The following is a 21,345-nucleotide window of genomic DNA, read 5'->3' on the forward strand; positions in this document are numbered from 1 at the left end:
CATGGCCAAGATCCGCGTGGTGGTGGTGGACGATTCCGCCCTGGTCCGCAGCATGCTGACCGAGATCATCAACCGTCAGCCCGACATGACCTGCATCGGCGCGGCCAGCGACCCCTTCGTCGCGCGCGAGATGATCCGCAACCTCAATCCGGACGTGATCACGCTGGACGTCGAAATGCCGCGCATGGATGGCATCGACTTCCTGTCCAAGCTGATGCGTCTGCGTCCGATGCCGGTCGTGATGGTGTCGACGCTGACCGAGCGCGGCGCCGAGGTGACCCTCAAGGCACTGGAGCTGGGCGCGATCGACTTCGTCGCCAAACCGAAGATCGGTGTGGCCGATGGCCTGCGGCAGCTCGCCGACGACATCACGGACAAGGTCCGCATCGCGGCCAAGGCCCGCATCAGCCGACTGCCCCCCACCACGGCCGCCGCCGCAGCGGCAGCGGCGCACCCGGCCCATACGCCGAGCGCGGAGCACCGCGCCGCCAACGCGCCGCGACCGGCCGCGTCCACCGGCTCGCCGCTGGGCAGGCTGTCGACCGAGAAGATCCTCTTCATCGGCGCATCCACGGGGGGCACCGAGGCCACCAAGGAAGTGCTGACCTCGCTGCCAGCCGACTTCCCGGCCGTGATGATCACGCAGCACATGCCGCCGGGCTTCACCCGCAGCTATGCCGCGCGGCTCGATGGCCTGTGCCGCATCCGCGTCAAGGAAGCGACCGATGGTGAGCGCGTGCTGCCCGGTCATGCCTACATCGCGCCGGGCGGTCTGCACCTCAGCGTCGAGCGCTCGGGCGCCAACTACATCGCACGCGTGCAGGATGGCGAGCCGGTGAACCGGCACAAGCCCAGCGTCGAGGTGCTGTTCAAGTCGGCGGCCCGCGTGGCCGGGCCCAACGCCATCGGCGTGATGCTGACCGGCATGGGTGCCGACGGCGCCCGCGCCATGCGCGAGATGCGCGACGCCGGCGCCTACTGCCTGGCGCAGGACGAGGCGAGCTGCGTGGTGTTCGGCATGCCGCGCGAGGCCATTGCGGCCGGCGCCGTGCAGGATGTGATGCCGCTCGTGAAGATCGGCCCGCACCTGGTGGAGCACCTGCGCGCCACGGTGGGCCACGCGCTCAGCCGCGTCTGAGCCTCGGCCTGGCTTCGGTCAAGGCCGGCCCACGAACACCATCAAGGTGGGCCCGACGGCCGGGCTGTGCAGCACCGCCGCATAGACCGGCCCCACCACCGTATCCCGGCCGAGGTACAGGCTGGCGCCGATGCGCTTGCGGCCCTGCCAGAACTGCTCGGGCCGATCCCACGCATTGCCAGCCTCGACACTGGTGCCTGCAAACAGCCCGCGCGTGAAGCCAGGCCCCGGCAGCCGTACCTGGTACACCGCGCGCACCAGCCCCACCTGCTGGCCACTGACCTGGTAGGTGCCATAGCCCGAGAGCTGCTGGAAGCCACCCAGGCCGTAGCGGGGCGCCAGCGGCATCACGCCGTCGGACAGGCCGAGGCGGCCGCCCAGGTTCAGGGTGTGGTCGCCCCATGACTGCACCCACTGGCCTTGCGCATGCAGGTGCCGCACGAAACCGTCCTCGCCCGGTTGGCCATCGCGCTGGCGGCTGTGGGCCCACGTCGCTGCCGCCTCGATGCGCCAGCCGCGGGTCGGAAAGAAGGCATGGTCGAGCTGGTCGAACACCGCGCGCAGACGCAGGCCCTGCTCGCGCCAGCGCGCCACGCCATCGGGCAACAGGCTGCGCAGCAACCCACCGTCGGCCGCCAGCGTCACCCGGTCACGCCGCACCTCGTCGACCAGCCCCAGGCGAATCTCGCCCAGTTCGCGCCAGTTGGCCCCAATGTCGAGGTGGACGGCCGTGCGGGCGCGGTCCACCCGCGCCGAGACGTCGCGGTCCGGATCGGCATAGAAATCCACCCGCTCGCGCTGGTGCGTGCCCTGCACGGCCACGAAGCCGCTGAGCCCGTCCGGCAGACGCCAGTCCATCGGCCGGTACCACTCGCTGCTCAGGCCCGGCGCCGAGCCGATGCGCACGGCGTTGCGCCATTCGCTGCCGTGCGCATCCAGCCAGTGCCGGTTGTGCACGAGCTTGAGGTTGAAGGCGCTGCGACCGCGGTTGTCGGCCACGAAGTCGACGCCCATCTGCAGGTAGTTCGGCCCCCAGGGCTTGTCTTCCAGGTCGAAGACCAGGCCCTCGCGCCCGGATTCATCGCGCACCAGCCGGTAGTCGGTGCGCAGGTAGTCACCCGAGGCGGCCAACACCGTGGTGTCGCGCTCGGCCTTGGCGAGCTCGAACACCTGACCGGGCTGCGTGGCCAGGATGTCGGAGCGATTGGCCGGCTTGGTGCGCTCCGTGCCTTCGAAACGCACGAACTGCAGCGGCACGGGCGGCGCGATGCGCTGCTGGCGCGCCGCCAGCCACGCCGCATAGTCCGACTCGCTCACTTTCAGATCCTGCATGCGCAGCACCAGCGCCTCGGCCTGCAGTTCCCCCAACAGCATGAACTCGCGGGCGCGCTCGAAGTCAGCCGAGGTGAGGCCGTCCAGCTTGGGCGCGATCAGCACGTCGTCCGGGCCCAGCGTGCGCAGGCTGGCCTGCACGTTCTGCTCGGTCAGGATGTTGATCATCTGCGCCGTCACACCCGTGAACGACGACAGCGTGTCGCGCGGGCCCAGCGGCGTGCCGATGTTGACGACGATGAGGCGCTGGGCGCCCATGGCACGCGCCACGTCGACCGGGGTGTTGTTGACCAGGCCGCCATCGCCCAGGATGCGACCATCGACCTCGACGGGCGCGAAGATGCCCGGCACGGACATGCTCGAACGCAATGCCGTGGCCAGATCACCCTGGCGCAGGATCACGGGCTGCCCGGTCTCCATGTCGGTGGCCACCGCGCGGAAGGGCGTGGGCAACTGGTCGAAATCCTGCGTGAGCCGCGCCGGCAGCGTCAGGCGACGCAGACGCGACTCCAACCCGCGGCTGGACACCGAGCCGATCGGCGCCTTGATGCCGTCCATGCCGATGCCCACCTCGACCACCGGCGAGACCTCGAAGTCCTGCTCCTTGCGGCGCTGGTTCAGGTTCTGCCGATCGACGCGCGAGGCAAACACCGTGTTCCAGTCGAGCGCGCGCACCTCGGCCTCGACGGTGCGGGCGTCCATGCCGCTGGCGTAGAGCCCACCGACGATGGCGCCCATCGACGTGCCCGCAATGACATCGACCGGGATGCGCTCACGCTCGAGCACCTTGAGCACGCCCACGTGGGCCAGCCCGCGCGCACCGCCGCCAGACAGCACCAGGCCGATGCGTGGGCGCGGTGCCACCATGTCGGTGGAAGCCGGCAGCACGGCGGGCGCCGGCGACGCCGCGAGGGCCGACGCCGTCAGCGCCGAGGCCATGCCCACCCACAGTCCGCCGCACAGGACGGCGGCACATCCCCCTACCCGCCTGGGTATCGCATGCAAGAAACGGGCGCAGAAACGGCCATGAACCAACTCGATCATGCAAGAGATTGTGCCGCGTCAAATCCCCCGGCAGGGCACGCCGGAGGGCGGTCGGCCGCTTGACCTAAATCAGAGCCGCGCGACCCGATCAGCGGTCTGATAGCACCTGAGGACACCAACAGCACTGCTGATAAGGAGAAAGCGATGCAAGCCTGGGTTGATTTTTTCACCACCGACTACGGCCTGATGAGTGCTGCAGTGATCGCTTTCATGTTCGTCATGCTGGGCTACATCGCCTGGTATGTCGCCAAGCATGTGCGTGAAGACACCGAGCGGCACGACCGCCTGGTGAGAGAAGCTCGGGGCGGCTGAGGGGCCGACCCGTGCGAGCCGGCTGAGGGGCCGGCTTGTGGGTCAGGACAGCTGAGGGGCTGGCCTGACCTCACGGAAGAGCTGAGGGGCTCGACCGTGGAAGCAGGACCGGTCTCGAGAACCGGCTTGGGGGGATGTGCACGAGAGGGGTGCACAGCCATCTGCGAGGGCCGCACCATGTGCGGCCCTTTTTTTTCGGCCGTGCGTCGCCCATGAAAAAGGCCACCTCCGAAGAGGTGGCCTTTGACTGAGGCTGTGAAGCGCCTGGCTGGATTACATGTCCATGCCCATGCCGCCCATGCCGCCAGGCATGCCGCCGGCTGCCGGAGCGTCATCCTTCGGGGCTTCGGCGACCATGCACTCGGTGGTCAGCATCAGCGAAGCGACCGAAGCGGCGTTCTGCAGCGCGGTGCGGGTGACCTTCGTGGGATCCAGGATGCCCATTTCGATCATGTCGCCGTAGGTGTCGTTGGCGGCGTTGAAGCCGTGGTTGCCCGAACCGCTCAGCACGGCGTTGACGACCACAGAGGGCTCGCCACCGGCGTTCGACACGATTTCACGCAGCGGGGCTTCGATGGCCTTCAGCACCAGCTTGATGCCAGCGTCCTGATCGGGGTTGTCACCCTTGATCTCGCCAGCAGCCTGCTTGGCGCGCAGCAGGGCCACGCCACCACCGGCCACGATGCCTTCTTCCACGGCAGCGCGGGTGGCGTGCAGGGCGTCTTCCACGCGGGCCTTCTTTTCCTTCATCTCGACTTCGGTGGCAGCACCGACCTTGATGACGGCGACACCGCCGGCCAGCTTGGCCACGCGCTCTTGCAGCTTCTCGCGGTCGTAGTCGCTGGTGGCTTCTTCGATCTGGATGCGGATCTGCTTGACGCGGGCTTCGATGTCGGCAGCGGCACCGGCGCCATCGATGATGGTGGTGTTTTCCTTGCCCACTTCGACGCGCTTGGCCTGGCCCAGGTCAGCCAGGGTCACCTTCTCGAGCGACAGGCCGACTTCTTCAGCGATCACCTTGCCACCGGTCAGGATGGCGATGTCTTCCAGCATGGCCTTGCGGCGGTCGCCGAAGCCAGGAGCCTTCACGGCCACGACCTTCAGGATGCCGCGGATGGTGTTGACCACCAGGGTGGCCAGGGCTTCGCCGTCGACTTCTTCAGCGATGATCAGCAGCGGACGGCCGGCCTTGGCAACTTGCTCCAGCGTGGGCAGCAGGTCACGGATGTTCGAGATCTTCTTGTCGAACAGCAGGACAAACGGGTTGTCCAGGATGGCCGACTGCTTCTCGGGGTTGTTGATGAAGTACGGCGACAGGTAGCCGCGGTCGAACTGCATGCCTTCGACGACGTCCAGCTCGTTGTTCAGCGACTTGCCGTCTTCGACGGTGATGACGCCTTCCTTGCCGACCTTGTCCATGGCTTCAGCGATGATGCCGCCGACGTCGGCGTCGCTGTTGGCCGAGATCGTGCCGACCTGGGCGATTTCCTTGGACGTGGTGGTGGCCTTCGAAGCCTTCTTCAGCTCGGCGACCAGGGCTTGCACAGCCTTGTCGATGCCGCGCTTCAGGTCCATCGGGTTCATGCCGGCGGCCACGTACTTCATGCCTTCGCGCACGATGGCCTGGGCCAGCACGGTGGCGGTGGTGGTGCCGTCACCGGCGTTGTCCGAGGTCTTGGAAGCGACTTCCTTGACCATCTGGGCGCCCATGTTCTGGAGCTTGTCCTTCAGCTCGATTTCCTTGGCGACCGACACACCGTCCTTGGTGACGGTGGGGGCGCCGAACGAGCGCTCGAGCACCACGTTGCGGCCCTTGGGGCCCAGGGTGACCTTGACCGCGTTGGCCAGGATGTTCACGCCTTCAACCATGCGGGCGCGGGCTTCGCCGCCAAAGATGACGTCTTTTGCTGCCATGTGAAATCTCCGTAATCAGTGTGATGGGGGTGGGATGCCTGTGGCGGTGGTCGCTTACTGAGCGACGACGGCGAACAGGTCTTCTTCGCGCATGACCAGCAGCTCTTCGCCGTCGACCTTGACGGTCTGGCCCGAGTACTTGCCGAACAGGACGCGGTCACCCACTTGCACGTTCAGGGCAACGAATTCGCCCTTGTCATTGCGCTTGCCCGGGCCGACGGCCAGCACTTCGCCCTGGTCGGGCTTCTCGGCGGCGTTGTCAGGGATGATGATGCCCAGGGCGGTCTTGGTTTCTTGTTCCAGACGCTTGACGATCACGCGATCGTGCAGGGGACGCAGCTTCATGGTTTCTCCAGTCTCTTGAGACATCGGTTGGGACAATGCGGCTCTGAGCGGTTCGCCGCTGCAGAGCCTGTTTTTGCATCATGCGGAAAACCGCATGCCGCCACCGGCGCCCAGTGTCGTCCAGACGACGCTGTTAGCACTCAAGGGTAGCGAGTGCTAATGATTATAGGGACGGCGCATGACATTTCAAGAGGGCCCGAAGCCCCTCCCGGGGCGGGGTCATCGGAGGCGGCAGCTCACGCCCGGGCCAGCGGCAACAAAAAGCCGACCCGGGCTTCGCCCACTGCACATCACGCCGCCGTCAGTTCGGTGGCCTGGCGCACGGCCTGCTCGACCACCTCGCGGGTCAGCGGCGGCGCAAAGGTCTCGATGAAGGCATAGGCGTAGCCACGCAGGAAGGCGCCCTTGCGGAAGGCCAGCCGGGTCATGTTGACCTCGAACAGGTGGCCGGCATCGATGGCCCGCAGGTTGCGATCCCGGTCGGCGTCGTAGGCGATGGAGGCCACGATGCCCACCCCCATGCCGAGCTCGACATAGGTCTTGATCACGTCGGCGTCCATGGCGGACAGCACGATGCTGGGCTTGATGCCCGCACGGGCAAAGGCTTCGTCGATGTGCGAACGGCCCGTGTAGCCCTCGTCGTACGTCACCATCGGGTAGCGCGACAGACGCTCGAGCGTCAGCGGCTGGCCATCGAACAGCGGGTGGTCGGGCGGGGCCACCACGGTGTGGGTCCAGCGGTAGCACGGCAGCGTGATGAGCTGCTCGTACTGTGTCAGCGCCTCGGTCGCGATGCCGATGTCGGCCTCGCCGCTGATCAGCATCTGCGCGATCTGACGCGGCGAGCCCTGGTGCAGGCTGAGCGTGACCTGCGGGAACAGCTGGCGGAAATCCTTGACTGCCGATGGCAGTGCGTAGCGCGCCTGCGAGTGGGTGGCGGCCAGCGACAAGGGGCCCGCGTCATGCGAGGCGAAGTCACGCGAGACCTGGCGCAGGTTCTCGGCATCGAGCAGCAGCCGCTCGATGATGGGCAGCAAGCTGGTGCCCGGCTCGGTCAGCCCCGTCAGCCGCTTGCCGGCCCGCATGAACAGCGTGACCCCGAGCTCGTCTTCCAGTTCGCGGATCTGCCGGCTCACGCCGGGCTGGGAGGTGTGCAGTGCCGCCGCCACCTCGGTGAGGTTGAAGCCGCGGCGCACCGCCTCGCGCACCGAACGCAGTTGCTGGAAATTCATTGTTCTTCTCCCTTGCCGTGTCGGCCGCTGTCAGATGACCACGTGCTCGTCCGACACCGTGGGCTCGCCGTCCTCACCGAAGCGGCGCACGCGGCGCGGCTTCAGGTAGGCACGCTCACCCGCGCGCAGCACGCCGCTGTCGCGCAGCGCGGCGTACTCGTCCCGGCTGAGTTCGACCTCGATCTCGCCCGAAGCGCCGCTGCCCTCGTCAGGCCGGAAAGCCAGGCGGGTGTTGGGGCCCACCGTCAGCACGTCGATCAGCGTGGCGGCCACGGCGCCCTCCTCCGCGCGCGCCAGCACCTGGATCTCGTGGGGGCGGACATAGCTCACGGCCGGCGGCGTCGTGGTCTGGCCCGGCTTGTGGTCCCGGCCATGGAACAGGTTCACATCGCCCAGGAACTGCAGCACGAAGGGCGTGGCCGGGTGGTCGTACACCTCGTCCGGCGGGCCCACCTGTTCGATGCGGCCCTGGTTCATCACCACGATGCGGTCGGCCACTTCCATGGCCTCTTCCTGGTCGTGCGTGACGAACACGCTGGTGATGTGCATCTCGTCGTGCAGGCGGCGCAGCCAGCGGCGCAGTTCCTTGCGCACCTTGGCATCGAGCGCGCCGAAGGGCTCGTCGAGCAGCAGCACCTTGGGCTCGACCGCCAGCGCACGGGCCAGCGCAATGCGCTGCCGCTGGCCACCCGAGAGCTGGTGCGGGTAGCGGTCGGCGATCCAGTCGAGCTGCACCAGCTTGAGCAGTTCCATCACCTTGCTGCGGATGGCTTCTTCCGAGGGCCGCGTGGCACGCGGGCGCACACGCAAGCCGAAGGCCACGTTCTCGAAGATGGTCATGTGGCCGAACAGCGCGTAGTGCTGGAACACGAAACCGACCTGGCGTTCGCGCACGGCGACGTGGGTGGCATCTTCGCCGTTGAACAGCACCGAGCCGCTGTCGGGCGTTTCCAGCCCGGCGATGATGCGCAGCAGCGAGGTCTTGCCCGAGCCCGACGGGCCCAGCAGCGCAACCAGTTCGCCGGAGGGAATGTCCAGGCTCAGGTTGTCACACACGGTGACGTTGCCAAAGCGTTTGACGAGGTTTCTGACTTCAATGCTCATGCTGCGGCTCCGGTGTCCTGCGCCTGGGCGGCCTGCTGGCGCACCCGACGTTCGACCAGGTATTTGAGGACCAGTGTGACCAGCGCCAGGCCCGCAAGCAGCGAGGCCACGGCGAACGAGGCGGCGAACTGGTATTCGTTGTAGAGGATCTCGATGTGCAGGGGCAGCGTGTTGGTCTGCCCTCGGATGTGGCCCGACACGACCGACACCGCGCCGAACTCGCCCATGGCGCGAGCGTTGCAGAGGATGACGCCGTACAGCAGGGCCCACTTCACGTTGGGCAGCGTGACCTTCCAGAAGGTCTGCAGGCCGGAGGCGCCCAGCACGCGGGCGGCCTCTTCCTGCTCCTGACCCTGGGCCTGCATCAGCGGGATCAGTTCACGCGCCACGAAGGGAAAGGTCACGAAGATGGTGGCCAGCACGATGCCGGGCACCGCGAAGATCACCTTCAGGTCGTTGTCCTGCAGCCATTCACCGAACCAGCCCTGCAGGCCGAACACCAGCACGTAGATCAGGCCGGCGATCACCGGGCTGACCGAGAACGGCAGGTCGATCAATGTCAGCAGCACGCTCTTGCCACGGAAGTCGAACTTCGCGATGGCCCAGGCGGCCGACACACCGAACACCAGGTTCAGCGGCACCGAGATGGCCGCGGCGATGAGCGTGAGCTTCATCGCCGAGACGGCGTCGGCCTCGGTGATGGACGCCACATAGACGTCCCAGCCCTTTTTGAAGGCCTCGAAGAACACCGAGACCAGCGGCAGGAACAGGAACAGCGACAGGAAGATCAGTGCCACGCTGATCAGCGTCCAACGCACCCAGGCGGGCTCGCGGGTGGCCTGGGCCAGGCGGGGGGGGGCAATCGAACTCATGATGCGAGGCCTTTCACTTGCCCTGACGCGCACGCGCCCAGGCCTGCAGCCCGTTGATGGCGAGCAGCATCAGGAAGGACATCACCAGCATGACGACCGCGATCGCGGTGGCCCCGGCGTAGTCGTACTGCTCGAGCTTGGTGATGATGAGCAGCGGCGTGATCTCGGACACCATGGGCATGTTGCCGGCGATGAAGATGATGGAGCCGTACTCGCCCAGCGCGCGGGCAAAGGCCAGCGCAAAGCCGGTCAGCAGCGCGGGCATGAGCGTCGGGAAGATGACCTGGGCGAAGGTCTGCCAGCGGCTGGCGCCCAGCGTGGCGGCGGCTTCTTCGAGTTCGCTGGCCAGGTCTTCCAGGATGGGCTGCACCGTGCGCACCACAAAGGGCAGGCCGATGAAGGTCATGGCCACGAAGACACCGATGGGCGTGAACGCCACCTTCACGCCCAGTGGTTCAAGGTGCTTGCCGATCCAGCCGTTGGCGGCGTACAGGCCCGTCAGCGTGATGCCAGCCACGGCGGTAGGCAGCGCAAACGGCAGGTCGACCAGGGCATCGACGATGCGGCGTCCGAAGAAGTCATAGCGCACCAGCACCCAGGCCACGAGCAGCCCGAACACGCCATTGACGATGGCCGCCAGCAGCGACGCACCGAACGTGAGCTTGTAGGACGCCACCACGCGGGGCGAGGCCACCGCATCGACGAACTGGGGCCAGGTCAGGTCCATCGTGCGCAGGAACGCCGCCGACAGCGGGATCAGCACGATCAGGCACAGGTAGAACAGCGTCAGGCCCAGCGACAGGTCGAAGCCGGGCAAGACACTGCGCCTGCGCAGCAGGGTCTTGGAAAAGATCATGGGATGAGCCAGGTACTGCGGGGGGCCGGATCAGCGACCGGCGCGGCCGGCGGCGATGATCTGGTCGTAGGTGGCACCGTCGTTGAAGTGCTCGGCCTGCGCCCTCTTCCAGCCGCCGAACACCTCGTCGACGGTGAAGGTCGGGATCTGCAGGAAGGCGGCCTTGTACTGCGCCAGCACCTTGTCCGAGCGTGGACGCATGTTGTGCTTGGCGGCAATCGCCTGGCCTTCATCCGACCACAGGTACTTCAGATAGGCCTCGGCCTGCTTGCGCGTGCCCTTCTTGTCGACCACCTTGTCAACCACGCTGACCGGGTTCTCGGCCAGGATGGTGTGCTTGGGGTAGACCACCTGGTAGTCGCCACCGAACTCGCTGCGGATCAGCGGCACTTCGCTTTCGAAGGTCACCAGGGCATCGCCGATCTGGCGCTGCGCAAAGGTGGTGGTGGCGGCACGGCCACCGCCGTCGAACACCGGCACGTTGGCGAACAGACGCTGCACCAGGTCACGCGCCTGCTTCGGGTTGCCGCCCGACTTGATCACCGAGCCCCAGGCAGCCAGGTAGGTGTAGCGGCCGTTGCCCGAGGTCTTGGGATTGGGGATGACGACCGAGACGCCCGGCTTGACCAGGTCGGCCCAGTCCTTGATCTGCTTGGGGTTGCCCTTGCGCACCAGGATCACGGTGACCGAGGTGGTCGGTGCGCTGTTGTTGGGCAGGCGCTTGGCCCAGTCGGCCGGCACCAGGCCACCGCGCTCGGCCAGGATGTCGATGTCGTTGGCCTGGTTCATGGTGATCACATCGGCGGCCAGACCGGCCACGACCGAGCCGGCCTGCTTGCTGGAGCCGCCATGCGACTGGTTGAGCGTCAGCGTTTCACCGGTGGTCTGCTTCCAATGGCGGGCAAAGGCGGCGTTGTAGTCCTTGTAGAACTCGCGGGTGACGTCGTAGCTCACGTTGAGCAGGGTGACGTCGGCGTGGGCCGTGCTCAGGGCGGTGACGCCCACGGCAAGGCCGAGGAGCACACGAGCGAGAAAAGGCTTCTGAGAAAAACGCATGACGGAGTCCCTTCTGGATGCAAGTGGCGAATGTTAGGGACCGCATGATCGGCAGAGAAGGACAGTTTTGGCAACTTCATATGCAGAAACCGCATAACAAGCAAGGACGGTGAACACCCGGCCAGTTGTGCCGGTTTTCCTCGTCTCATATACTGGTGGGGGTATTAAACGAATCCAGGATCGCCTCATGTCCTCCTCCCTTTTTCCTTTGCTCGGCGGCCTGCTGATCGGCGGCGCCTCGGTGTTGCTGCTGGTGGGGTTGGGTCGCATCGCCGGCATCAGTGGCATCACTTTCGGCCTGCTGGAGCGCGCCAACTGGCAGGCCGGCCCCGGATGGCGTCTGGCGTTTGTGGCCGGGCTGGTCGGCGCGGGATGGCTGTGGCAGCAGGGCACGGGAGCGCCACTGGCACCCGCGCGCGAGATGCACCTTCCCCTGCTGGTGATCAGCGGGCTGCTGGTGGGCTGGGGCACGTCACTGGGCAGCGGCTGCACCAGCGGGCACGGGGTGTGCGGCCTGGGGCGGCTGTCGCTGCGCTCGCTGGCGGCCGTGCTGACCTTCATGGGCACGGGGGCCGTGACGGTGTTCGTGATGCGCCACGTGGTTGGCGCCGGCTATTGAAGGGAGATCACCTCATGTCTGCACACACTGCATCCGATCGCAACGCCGTCTGCATGATGGACCGTTGCCGCACCCGCGCGGGCATCGGCATCGCCCTCCTGGCCGGCCTCGTGTTCGGAGCGGGCCTGATCCTGTCGGGCATGACCGATCCGACCGTGGTGCTCGGCTTCCTCGATGTGGCGGGCGTGTGGAACCCCAGCCTGGCCTTCGTGATGGGCGGGGCTGTGGGCGTGACGCTGGTGGGCTTCCGCCTCGTGGCGCGGCGGCCCGCGCCCTTGTGTGACGTGCAGTTTCACCTGCCGCAGAAGCGGACGCTGGACGCCCGACTGCTGATCGGCGCAGCCCTGTTCGGCGTGGGCTGGGGGCTGTCGGGCTACTGCCCGGGGCCGGCGCTGACCGGCCTGCTGGCAGGCAACGCCGAGGCCGGCATCGTGGTGGCCGCGATGCTGGCCGGGGCCTGGCTGCAGCGCCGGACGAATCGGGGCTGAGCCAGGCTTCGGGGCCGATCAGGCCTGCGCGAGCGCCTGATCCAGGTCGGCAAGCAGGTCGGCAATGTGCTCGATGCCCACGCACAGGCGCACGGTGTCTTCCGTCACACCGGCCCTGGCCAGTTCTTCGGGCGACAGCTGACGGTGGGTGGTCGACGCCGGGTGCGTGGCCAGCGAGCGCACGTCCCCGATGTTCACCAGACGGGTGAAGAGCTTGAGGCCGTCCAGGAACCGGGCGCCCCCCTCACGGCCACCCGGCACACCGAAAGTCAGCAGGCCGGAGGCGCTGCCGCTCAGGTACTTCTTGGCCAGCGCATGCTCGGGGTGGTCTTCCAAGCCTGCGTAGTTGACCCATGCCACGCGCGGATGGTCCTTCAGGAACTGGGCCACCTTCTTGGTGTTCTCGTTGATGCGGTCCATGCGCAGGCTCAGCGTCTCGATGCCCTGCAGGATCAGGAAGGCGTTGAAGGGCGAGATCGCTGCACCGGTGTTGCGCAGCGGCACCACGCGGGCGCGGCCGATGTAGGCCGCCGGGCCCAGGGCTTCGGTGTAGACCACGCCGTGGTAGCTGGGGTCCGGCTCGTTGAGGCGCTTGAAGCGGGCCTTGTGCTGGGCCCACGGGAACTTGCCGGAGTCGACGATGGCGCCGCCCAGGCTGGTGCCATGGCCACCGAGGTACTTGGTGAGCGAGTGCACCACGATGTCGGCGCCGTGCTCGATCGGGCGGCACAGGTAGGGCGACGGCACGGTGTTGTCGACGATCAGCGGCACGCCGTTGCGGTGGGCGATCTCGGCGATCTTTTCCAGGTCGGTCACGTTGCCGGCCGGGTTGCCCAGCGATTCGACAAAGATGGCCTTGGTGCGCTCATCGATCAACGCTTCGAAGCTGGCCGGGTCCCGGTGGTCGGCAAAGCGGGTGGTGATGCCGTACTGCGGCAGGGTGTGGGCCAGCAGGTTGAAGGTGCCGCCATACAGGGCGGTCGATGACACGATGTTGTCACCGGCCTCGGTGATGGTCTGGATGGCGTACGTGATGGCCGCCTGCCCCGAGGCCAGGGCCAGGGCGCCGATGCCGCCTTCCAGCGCCGCGACGCGCTGCTCCAGCACATCGGTGGTGGGGTTCATGATGCGGGTGTAGATGTTGCCCGGCACCTTCAGGTCGAACAGGTCGGCACCGTGCTGCGCGCTGTCGAAGGCGTACGCGACCGTCTGGTAGATGGGCACGGCCACGGCCTTGGTGGTCGGGTCGGGCGAGTAGCCGGCGTGCACTGACAGGGTTTCGAATTTCCAGTTCGGGTTCGACATCGTGTTCCTCTTGTTGGTCTGGGGTCTGCTGAACGCAGACGCACACACTAAGCCGTCAGCTCGACAAAGCCAAGTGGGGGAACTGATGCGCGTCATGCGGGTTGCGCATAAGCCGCAGCGGCTCGCACGACGGCGGGCGCCTTGCTCAGCGCAGGTGCCGCTCGAAGAACGCCAGCGTGCGCTGCCAGGCCACCCGGGCGGCCGCCTCGTCATAGCGCGGCGTGGTGTCGTTGTGGAAGCCGTGCTGTGTGCCGGGGTAGATGTGGGCCTCGTGGCGCACCCCGGAGCGCTTCAGCGCCGCCTCGTAGGCAGGCCAGCCGGCATTGATGCGCTCGTCCTGCTCGGCGTAGTGGATGAGCAGCGGCGCCTGGATGCGCGCCACCTCTTCTGCAGCGGGCTGCCCCCCATAGAACGGCACGGCGGCATCCAGCTCGGGCAGTTGCACTGCCAGGTGGTTGGCGATGGCGCCGCCGTAGCAGAAGCCGACCGCCCCGGTCTTGCCGTTGCCATCCGGATGCGCCTTCAGCCAGCGCGCAGCCGCGACAAAATCCGCTCGGGCGCGCGCCGGATCGAGCTTCTGGAAGAGCTCTCGCGCCTTGTCTTCGTCACCGGGGTAGCCGCCCAGCGAAGACAACGCATCCGGTGCGAAGGCAATGAAATTTGCCAGCGCGAGCCGGCGTGCCACGTCCGCGATGTGCGGGTTGAGACCACGGTTCTCGTGCACGACGAGCACGGTGGGCAGCTTTCCCTGCACGCGTGCGGGCTTCACCAGGTAACCGCGCACGGTGCCATGGCCCTGCGGCGACGGGATCTCGACCAACGAGGCGACGATTCGCGCATCGTCCGGGGCCACCTGCTGCGCGTGCGCGAAGTTGGGTGCCAGTTGCGCCAGCAGCATCTCGGCCGAGACCGCTGCGGTGGTGTACTTGCCCGCGCCCTGCAGGAAGCCGCGGCGGTCGAGCTGGCCGTGGACATACTGGTCGAACAGGCGCAGCACTTCGGGGGCGAAGTCTCGGGCGGTCAGTCGGGACATGGTCTCTCCTGGGTGGGATAGGGGGATCGGCGGTGACAGTCTGGCAGGTTGAGAAGCGCCCTGACTGGCACAGGGATTCAGGTTCACGTCATCGTGCGGGCCGGGGCGCCACATCGCGTGCAGCGAGGTCACGCGCCCTGTCGATCTGCGCGCGGATGCGGTCCTGCACTTCGGCGTCGGCCGGCGCACGGGCCAGCAAGGCTTCCCAACGGGCGATCGCCCGGGCGTGGTCTCCCCGCTCGAGCGCGGCACTGCCCAACAGGGCCTGCGCCTGTACGTGGTCGGGATCGAGTTTCAGCGCCCGCTCCAGCACCTGCTCCGGTTCACCGCTGAGCCGTTGTCCGCGAGCCATGCCCAGCGTCACCGCGTACTCGGTGAGCTGGTCCGCACCGGGCGGCACCAGCTGGAACAGCCGCTGCCAGGCCGCCACGGCGTCGTCGAAGCGCTGCAGCGTCTCGTACGAGCGAATCAGCTTGCGCCAACCTTCCACATCGTCCGGCTGCTGCTTCAGGCGGGCCGCCAGGCGCTGCACCATGGCTTCGATCTGGGCCGGGCCCACCTGTCCCGCATCGGACGGTGCGGCGGCGGCCCGCTCATGCGGCACGCGCACGGACCACATGCCCGGCTGCCCCAGCGCCAGATACCCCACAACCGCGCCCGACAGCAGGGCGCCCGACACGGCCACGCCCGCGCCGCGCGCAACATGCCACCACGGGCGCAACACGGCGATCACCGGCACCGAGGCCAGGGCCAGTGCGCCGGACAGGAAGACGGCATCCGACGGGTTCATGCCGGTCTCCCGCGACGGGGGTGCAACGAGCCCGCCTCATGCTCGAGGTGCGTGGGCGCCGCGGCGGTCGCCTCGGCGAGGTCCTCATCGCGCAGCCTTCGGGCGCGCACCGCCAGCGCCAGCCCAGCCAGCGCCAGCAACAGCATCACCACCGGCCCGCCCCACAGGGCCAGGGTGGCCGCTTGCAAGGGCGGGCGGTACAGCACAAAGGCACCATAACGCTGGACCATGAAGTCACGCACCTGCTGGTCGCTCGCGCCGGCCGCCACCTGGCTGCGCACGACCTCGCGCAACTGCACCGCCAGCGGCGCGTGCGAGTCCGCCACGCTCTGGTTCTGGCAGACCAGGCAACGCAACTCCGCCGCCAGCGCGTGCACCCGGTCTTCGAGCACCGTATCGGAGCCGGCCGCGTGCGGTGCGGCCCCATCCGGCACCTCGGCCGCGCGGGCACCGGGGATCCCGTTCAGGATCAGGGCCAACAGGCCGGTACAGACAAGGCGGTCACGCACGTTGCAACTCCCGGATCAGCGGCAACAGGGTCTGCTGCCAGTCGGCCTCGCTCAACGGCCCGGTGAACTTGTGGCGAATCCGCCCACGCTTGTCGATGACAAAGGTTTCCGGCACGGCGACCACGCCGAACTCGATCCCCACGCGCCCCTCGTTGTCGGACACCGTGACCACATAGGGGTTGCCATGCTCGACCAGCCAGGCACGGGCGCGGCCCGGGTCGTCCTGATAGTTCAGGCCAACCAGCGCGATCCCGCTGGCCTGAGCGCGGGCGACCAGAACGGGGTGTTCGTGCAGGCAGCTGGTGCACCAGGAGGCCCACACATTGAGCAGCCACACCTGGCCCTTAAGGTCCGCGGGCTGGAACGACGCGTTTTCGGTGCGTACCGACGTCAGCACGGGGGCGGTAAAGGCGGGCACATCGTGCCCGACCAGCGCAGAGGGCAACACCGCCGGGTCGGCGCCCTCGGCCTGATGACGCAGACCCAGCGCCAGGGTGGCAACGATCGCGGCGAACAAGGCCAGCGGCAGAACAAAGCGGCTCATGCGCGCCCTCCCTTCAGATTTCTCACCAGGGGCGATGGCACCCCGACACGGGCATCCGGCACCGGCTGTGTCAGGCTTTCAGGCTCACTGGATGAGCGAGTTCGATGCCGTCGGTACCGGGCATCGCACGCCGACAAGACGCCCCCGAAAGCGATGATCAGCACCCCGGACCAGACCCAGCTCATGAAGGGCTTGACCTGCACGCGCACCCCCCAGGCGCCGTCGGGGCCGGTATCGGCCAGCGACACATACAAGTCGCGCGTCCAGCCGCGGTCGATGGCGGCCTCCGTCATGGGCATGCGCTGTACCACGTACAGGCGCTTTTCGGGGTACAGGGTCGTCAGCCGCTGCCCGCCCCGTGACACCTCGAAGGTGGCCCGTGCAGCGACATAGTTCGGCCCTTGCGCGCGTTGAAGGTCCTGGAAGGCAAAGCGGTAGTCGCCGACCTGCACGGCCTGCCCCACCTGCAGGCTGGCGTCCTGAACGTGATCCAGCCCGCGTGCCAGCGTCACGCCGGCCACGAACACACCGACACCCAGGTGTGCCACCACCATGCCCCACCAGGCGGCCGGGATGTGCGCCACGGCACGGGGCCAGCTCTCTGCTGCCACGCCCTGCACGCGGCGCGCCACCAGGTGCACGGTGCCCACACCAATCCACACGGCCAGCAAGAGTCCGGCGGCCACCCCGGCTGACAGCCGTGCCCAGAAACCGGCGGCCAGCAGGGTCACTGCCGCGGCCGTCAGCAACACCGGCCAGGCCCCGCGCAGGCGAATCCACAGTGCGCCCCCTGTGTCGCGCCTCCAGTTCACGAACGGCCCCAGCGCCAGCAGCCCCAGCAGCGGCAGCATCAAGGGCACGAACACGGCCTCGAAATACGGCGGCCCGACAGAGATGCGCACGCCCGTGATGGCATCCAGAGCCAGTGGATACAGGGTGCCCAAGAGGATGGTGGCAGCGCTGACCAGCAGAAAGACGTTGTTGAGCAGCAGCGCTGTCTCGCGCGAGAGCAAATCGAATCGCCCACCCAACCCGATGCGAGGCGCACGCCACGCATACAGCGCCAGGGAGCCGCCGATGACGATGACCAGGAAGGCGAGGATGTAGAGGCCGCGTCGGGGATCGCTCGCAAAGGCATGCACCGAGGTCAGCACGCCCGAGCGGACCAGAAAGGTGCCCAGCAGCGACAGCGAGAACGCGAGGATGGCCAGCAGCACCGTCCAGCTCTTGAAGCTGCCGCGCTGCTCGCTCACCGCGAGCGAGTGCAGCAGGGCAGTGGCCACCAGCCAGGGCATGAAGGAGGCGTTCTCGACCGCATCCCAGAACCACCAGCCGCCCCACCCCAGCTCGTAATAGGCCCAGAAGCTGCCCAGCTGGATGCCCAGCGTCAGAAAGCTCCAGGCAGCGAGCGTCCATGGGCGCGACCAGCGGGCCCATTCGGCGTCCAGCCGGCCGCTGATCAGTGCCGCGATGGCGAACGCAAACGCCACCGAGAGCCCGACGTAGCCCATGTAGAGCAGCGGCGGGTGAAAGATCATGCCCGGGTCCTGCAGCAGCGGGTTCAGATCCTGTCCCTCCAGCGGCGCTGGCAGCGCGCGGTCGAACGGGTTGGATGTGAACAGCGTGAAGCTGAGGAAGCCGATGCTGACGAGGCCGAGCACGGCGAGCACGCGGGCCAGCGTGTCGGGAGACAGACGCCGGCTGAAGATGGCCACCGCCAGCGTCCAGCCGGACAGCATGAGTTGCCACAACAACAACGAGCCCTCGTGGCCACCCCAGGTCGCGGCCACCCGCAAGGGCCAGGGCAGCAGGCCGTTGGCGTGCTGGCTGACATAGGCCACCGACCAGTCCATCTGCACGAACGCGGCCACCAGCAGCCCGAACGCCGCGCCCACCAGCACGAACTGCGCCGCGGCCAGAGGCCGGGCGAGCGCCATCCAGTGTGCGCGCCCGGTCTGCGCCCCCCATAGGGGCACGCTGCCCAGCAACAAGGCCACGCCCAGCGCCAGCATGAGCGCCCACTGTCCCCACTCGGCCGTCATCGGCTCACCTTTCCTTCGCGCCCAGCGGAGCCCGGGCCTGCTCGAGTGCCCTGGCCGCTTCGGGCGGCATGTAGTTCTCGTCGTGCTTGGCCAGCACCTCGTCGGCCGCAAACCGGCCGTCGGCCTGCAAGCGGCCCTGCGCGACCACGCCCTTGCCCTCCTTGAAGAGATCGGGCAGCAGCCCGGCGTATTGCACTTCCACCCGTTGCACCGCGTCGGTCACCACAAAGCGGTGGCCCAGGCCATTGGCTTCCCGGCGGTGGCTGCCTGCCTCGACCATGCCGCCAATGCGGAAGCTGCGGCCCACGGGCGCCTCGCCCCGGCTGATCTGCGAGGGCGTGAAGAAGAACACCAGGTTCTGCTGAAACGCCTGCAGCACAAAGAAGACCGCCAGCCCGAGCACGGCGACACCGCCGAGCGCCAGGGCCAGACGCTGCTGTCGCGGCTTCATGGCGCAGACTCCACGTGAGCCGGGCCTTCGGCGGCCTCGTCCTGCCAGCTCGCCCGCACGGCATTGCGCAGGCGGCGATCGGCGTGGCGCAACAGCACCGCCTCGATGCCCAGTGCCAGCGCCACCGCGCCAAACGATCCCCACACATACCGCCCGTAGCCACCCATGTCGATGAAGGCATTCCAGCTCGTCCAGTTCATCGCGCCACTCCGGTCTGGTGAGGCGCGAGCAGCGCCCGAACCCAGGCGGCGTCGGCCTCGCGCTGCAGGATGAGCGTGCGAAGACGCTGCAACACCACCGCAACGGCCCAGGCCCACAGCGCCACGGTGCACAGCAGCATGCCCGCGAGCATGGGGGCGGCCATCGTGGGCGCCGATCTGAAACTCACCGACGCGCCCTGGTGCAAGGTGTTCCACCACTGCACGGAGAAATAGATGACCGGGACATTGACCACGCCGACCAGGGTCAGCAAGGCACCTGCCCGGTCGCCACGAAGTGGATCGTCGATGGCCGACTGCAGCGCCATCACGCCGAGGTAGAGGAACAGGAGAATGAGTTCGGAGGTCAGGCGGGCATCCCAGACCCACCAGGTGCCCCAGGTGGGCTGGCCCCACAAGGCGCCGGTCCACAGGGCCAGGAAGGTGAACAGCGCGCCGGTGGGCGCGATGGCGCGCGCCAGCAGCGACGACACCCGGGTGTTGAAGACCCAGCCCACCGCTGACCAGAAGGCCATGGCCACGTACAGCACCATCGACAGCCAGGCCGCCGGCACGTGCACGAAGATGATGCGATACGCCTCGCCCTGCTGGTGGTCGGTGGGCGCGACCAGCAGGCCCACATACAGGCCGATGACCGCCGTGACAGCGGCCAGCGCGATGGCCCAAGGGCGAAGTTGCCCGGCCAGGCGAAAGGCAGCCGGGGGCGAGGCAAAGCGCCAGAGGCCCCGGGTGGCCGCGGCCCCGTCGGGTTGCCGATGTCGCAACCAGGTGGTCGTGCTCATTGCAGATCCTTGTCGATCACGGTGTCCGCCTCATCCCACCGACACCTTCAGGCTGTGCGCCGCAGCCCAGGGGGCGACAACCAGCGTGAAGGCCAGCAAGGCGGCCAGAAGATAGAAATGGGCAGCCAGGCCCTGGCCACTGCCATGGGCCACCACGGAGCCAGCGCCGAAGATCAGCACCGGCACCAGCAGCGGCAACACCAGCAGGTTGACCAGCACACCGCCGCCCTGCAGGCCCAGCGTGAGGGCCGCTCCGATGGCGCCCACCAGGCTCAGCACCGGGGTGCCGAGCGCGAGGCTGCCCGTCAGCACCGCGATGGCCGGCGTCGGCAGGTCGTACTGCAGCGCCAGCAGCGGCGACAACAGCACCAGCGGCAGGCCGCTGACGAGCCAGTGCGCCACGACCTTGGACAGCACGATGAGGCTCAGCGGCTCGGGTGAGAGCAGCAACTGCTCGAGCGTGCCGTCGGCATGGTCCAGCGCAAACAGGCGACCCAGCGACAGCGTGGACGACAGGAGCGCGGCCACCCACAGGATGCCGGGGGCCATGCCGCGCAGCGTGTCGCGCTCGGGGCTGACCGCCAGCGGGAAGAGGCTGGCCGCCACGAGAAAGAAGCTCAACGTGGTCCACACATCGGATCGGCGGCGAAAGGCGAGCTGCAGGTCCCGGTGGAGCACGGTCAGAAAGACCCGCCCCATCAGGCTGCCTCCCGCATCGTCGGCACCCCGAGCCGGATCGTGTGATGGCGGCGGGCCACGATCCTGCGCGGCTGGTGCGTGGTGTAAGCCAGCACCGCCCCCTGATCCAGACGTTCGGTCAGCACCTCGGCCAGCACCTCGCCTGAAGCCTCATCCAGCGCATTGAAGGGCTCGTCGAGCAACAGCACGCCGGGGGCCGAGGTGAGTGCCAGCCGCGCCAGCACCGCACGCCGGCGTTGGCCCTGCGAGAGGGCCCGCGCAGGCAGATGGGTGCGGGTGGCCAGCCCGAAGCGCGTCAGCGCACGGCGCACACCGTCGTCGGACACGCGCAGGCCCGCCACGTGGGCCGCCACTTTCAGATTTTCTGCCGCACTCAGATCGTCCTTCAGCGCGGGCGCGTGGCCGATGTAGCTCACGGCATGAGCGGGTCGAGCCACCTGGCCCTGCGCCGGCTCGGCCAGCCCGGCCAGGATGCGCAGCAGCGTCGTTTTGCCGGCGCCGTTGGGCCCGGCGATGAAGAGCGCCTCTCCCGCAGCCAGATGCAGGTTCAAACCGGCAAAGAGCAGGCGGCCGGCGGGGCCGGCCCCCAGGTTTGTGGCGCTGAGCCAGGCTGCATCGTGGGCAGTGGAATCCGGGGTCGACAACATGGAAAGCACTCTA

General features: G+C 67.9%; 23 protein-coding genes. 4 read left to right on the plus strand and 19 right to left on the minus strand.

The genetic code is table 11. The features are described from left to right. The first annotated feature begins 1 nt into the window (after nucleotide 1). Nucleotides 2-1,138 (plus strand): protein-glutamate methylesterase/protein-glutamine glutaminase, encoded by a 1,137-nt coding sequence (locus DEH84_RS14575; RefSeq protein WP_109037504.1) that lies wholly within the window; start codon nucleotides 2-4, stop codon nucleotides 1,136-1,138. A gap of 18 nt (nucleotides 1,139-1,156) precedes the next feature. Here the strand turns inward: DEH84_RS14575 and DEH84_RS14580 are convergent, their stop codons facing one another. Next, complete coding sequence (locus DEH84_RS14580) at nucleotides 1,157-3,409, minus strand: patatin-like phospholipase family protein (protein WP_245932606.1); 2,253 nt, start codon at nucleotides 3,407-3,409, stop codon at nucleotides 1,157-1,159. Between the two features lie 249 nt (nucleotides 3,410-3,658). On the opposite strand from DEH84_RS14580, the gene DEH84_RS14585 reads away from it, so the two are divergent. Then, nucleotides 3,659-3,826, plus strand: a complete 168-nt coding sequence (locus tag DEH84_RS14585; protein WP_109037505.1) for a DUF3149 domain-containing protein — start codon at nucleotides 3,659-3,661, stop codon at nucleotides 3,824-3,826. Nucleotides 3,827-4,099: 273 nt separating this feature from the next. Here the strand turns inward: DEH84_RS14585 and groL are convergent, their stop codons facing one another. The 7 genes from groL to DEH84_RS14620 all read right to left on the minus strand — a co-directional run bounded on the left by groL (nucleotide 4,100) and on the right by DEH84_RS14620 (nucleotide 11,205). Then, nucleotides 4,100-5,740 (minus strand): chaperonin GroEL, encoded by a 1,641-nt coding sequence (groL, locus tag DEH84_RS14590; RefSeq protein ID WP_109037506.1) that lies wholly within the window; start codon nucleotides 5,738-5,740, stop codon nucleotides 4,100-4,102. A gap of 54 nt (nucleotides 5,741-5,794) precedes the next feature. Beyond that, on the minus strand, nucleotides 5,795-6,085 hold the full coding sequence (locus DEH84_RS14595; RefSeq protein ID WP_109037507.1) for a co-chaperone GroES: 291 nt from the start codon (nucleotides 6,083-6,085) through the stop codon (nucleotides 5,795-5,797). A 290-nt stretch (nucleotides 6,086-6,375) separates the two neighbouring features. Then, nucleotides 6,376-7,317, minus strand: coding sequence for a CysB family HTH-type transcriptional regulator (locus DEH84_RS14600; protein ID WP_109037508.1), 942 nt, complete (start codon nucleotides 7,315-7,317; stop codon nucleotides 6,376-6,378). Nucleotides 7,318-7,347: 30 nt separating this feature from the next. Beyond that, the gene (locus DEH84_RS14605) at nucleotides 7,348-8,421 is read right to left on the minus strand and encodes a sulfate/molybdate ABC transporter ATP-binding protein (RefSeq protein WP_109037509.1); all 1,074 of its coding nucleotides are present in this window, start codon (nucleotides 8,419-8,421) and stop codon (nucleotides 7,348-7,350) included. Next, complete coding sequence (gene cysW / locus DEH84_RS14610; RefSeq protein WP_109037510.1) at nucleotides 8,418-9,293, minus strand: sulfate ABC transporter permease subunit CysW; 876 nt, start codon at nucleotides 9,291-9,293, stop codon at nucleotides 8,418-8,420. Before cysW ends, DEH84_RS14605 begins: the two co-directional genes overlap by 4 nt. A gap of 13 nt (nucleotides 9,294-9,306) precedes the next feature. Further along, nucleotides 9,307-10,149 carry a sulfate ABC transporter permease subunit CysT gene (cysT, locus tag DEH84_RS14615; RefSeq protein ID WP_109037511.1) on the minus strand — a complete coding sequence of 281 codons (843 nt, stop codon included), beginning with the start codon at nucleotides 10,147-10,149 and terminating at the stop codon, nucleotides 9,307-9,309. A gap of 30 nt (nucleotides 10,150-10,179) precedes the next feature. Continuing rightward, the gene (locus DEH84_RS14620; protein WP_109037512.1) at nucleotides 10,180-11,205 is read right to left on the minus strand and encodes a sulfate ABC transporter substrate-binding protein; all 1,026 of its coding nucleotides are present in this window, start codon (nucleotides 11,203-11,205) and stop codon (nucleotides 10,180-10,182) included. A gap of 187 nt (nucleotides 11,206-11,392) precedes the next feature. Between DEH84_RS14620 and DEH84_RS14625 the strand changes: the two genes are divergently transcribed. Both DEH84_RS14625 and DEH84_RS14630 read left to right on the plus strand, forming a co-directional pair. Beyond that, complete coding sequence (locus DEH84_RS14625; protein WP_109037513.1) at nucleotides 11,393-11,824, plus strand: YeeE/YedE family protein; 432 nt, start codon at nucleotides 11,393-11,395, stop codon at nucleotides 11,822-11,824. Nucleotides 11,825-11,838: 14 nt separating this feature from the next. Next, the gene (locus DEH84_RS14630; RefSeq protein ID WP_342755623.1) at nucleotides 11,839-12,312 is read left to right on the plus strand and encodes a DUF6691 family protein; all 474 of its coding nucleotides are present in this window, start codon (nucleotides 11,839-11,841) and stop codon (nucleotides 12,310-12,312) included. An 18-nt stretch (nucleotides 12,313-12,330) separates the two neighbouring features. Here DEH84_RS14630 and DEH84_RS14635 read toward each other — a convergent pair whose 3' ends face one another. The 11 genes from DEH84_RS14635 to ccmA all read right to left on the minus strand — a co-directional run bounded on the left by DEH84_RS14635 (nucleotide 12,331) and on the right by ccmA (nucleotide 21,332). Next, nucleotides 12,331-13,617: an O-acetylhomoserine aminocarboxypropyltransferase/cysteine synthase family protein gene (locus DEH84_RS14635; RefSeq protein ID WP_109037514.1), complete on the minus strand. Its 1,287-nt coding sequence runs from the start codon at nucleotides 13,615-13,617 to the stop codon at nucleotides 12,331-12,333. A gap of 145 nt (nucleotides 13,618-13,762) precedes the next feature. Continuing rightward, nucleotides 13,763-14,650, minus strand: coding sequence for a dienelactone hydrolase family protein (locus DEH84_RS14640; RefSeq protein ID WP_109037515.1), 888 nt, complete (start codon nucleotides 14,648-14,650; stop codon nucleotides 13,763-13,765). An 88-nt stretch (nucleotides 14,651-14,738) separates the two neighbouring features. Further along, on the minus strand, nucleotides 14,739-15,440 hold the full coding sequence (locus tag DEH84_RS14645) for a tetratricopeptide repeat protein (RefSeq protein WP_109037516.1): 702 nt from the start codon (nucleotides 15,438-15,440) through the stop codon (nucleotides 14,739-14,741). Next, nucleotides 15,437-15,949, minus strand: coding sequence for a cytochrome c-type biogenesis protein (locus DEH84_RS14650; protein ID WP_245932607.1), 513 nt, complete (start codon nucleotides 15,947-15,949; stop codon nucleotides 15,437-15,439). Before DEH84_RS14650 ends, DEH84_RS14645 begins: the two co-directional genes overlap by 4 nt. Further along, a complete protein-coding gene (locus DEH84_RS14655) occupies nucleotides 15,942-16,493 on the minus strand; it encodes a DsbE family thiol:disulfide interchange protein (RefSeq protein WP_109037517.1) in 552 nt (183 codons plus the stop codon). The genes DEH84_RS14650 and DEH84_RS14655 overlap by 8 nt, the downstream gene beginning before the upstream one ends. Continuing rightward, nucleotides 16,490-18,535 (minus strand): heme lyase CcmF/NrfE family subunit, encoded by a 2,046-nt coding sequence (locus DEH84_RS14660; protein ID WP_109037518.1) that lies wholly within the window; start codon nucleotides 18,533-18,535, stop codon nucleotides 16,490-16,492. Before DEH84_RS14660 ends, DEH84_RS14655 begins: the two co-directional genes overlap by 4 nt. A 4-nt stretch (nucleotides 18,536-18,539) precedes the next feature. Further along, on the minus strand, nucleotides 18,540-18,986 hold the full coding sequence (gene ccmE, locus DEH84_RS14665) for a cytochrome c maturation protein CcmE (protein ID WP_109037519.1): 447 nt from the start codon (nucleotides 18,984-18,986) through the stop codon (nucleotides 18,540-18,542). Then, a complete protein-coding gene (gene ccmD, locus DEH84_RS14670) occupies nucleotides 18,983-19,186 on the minus strand; it encodes a heme exporter protein CcmD (protein ID WP_109037520.1) in 204 nt (67 codons plus the stop codon). Before ccmD ends, ccmE begins: the two co-directional genes overlap by 4 nt. Beyond that, nucleotides 19,183-19,986, minus strand: a complete 804-nt coding sequence (ccmC, locus tag DEH84_RS14675; protein WP_109037521.1) for a heme ABC transporter permease CcmC — start codon at nucleotides 19,984-19,986, stop codon at nucleotides 19,183-19,185. Before ccmC ends, ccmD begins: the two co-directional genes overlap by 4 nt. A gap of 30 nt (nucleotides 19,987-20,016) precedes the next feature. Beyond that, nucleotides 20,017-20,685 carry a heme exporter protein CcmB gene (ccmB, locus tag DEH84_RS14680; RefSeq protein ID WP_109037522.1) on the minus strand — a complete coding sequence of 223 codons (669 nt, stop codon included), beginning with the start codon at nucleotides 20,683-20,685 and terminating at the stop codon, nucleotides 20,017-20,019. Beyond that, nucleotides 20,685-21,332, minus strand: coding sequence for a heme ABC exporter ATP-binding protein CcmA (ccmA, locus tag DEH84_RS14685; RefSeq protein WP_109037523.1), 648 nt, complete (start codon nucleotides 21,330-21,332; stop codon nucleotides 20,685-20,687). Before ccmA ends, ccmB begins: the two co-directional genes overlap by 1 nt. Nucleotides 21,333-21,345 lie beyond the last annotated feature (13 nt).

It is taken from the genome of Aquabacterium olei, assembly GCF_003100395.1.
Classification (GTDB): Bacteria; Pseudomonadota; Gammaproteobacteria; order Burkholderiales; family Burkholderiaceae_C; genus Aquabacterium; species Aquabacterium olei.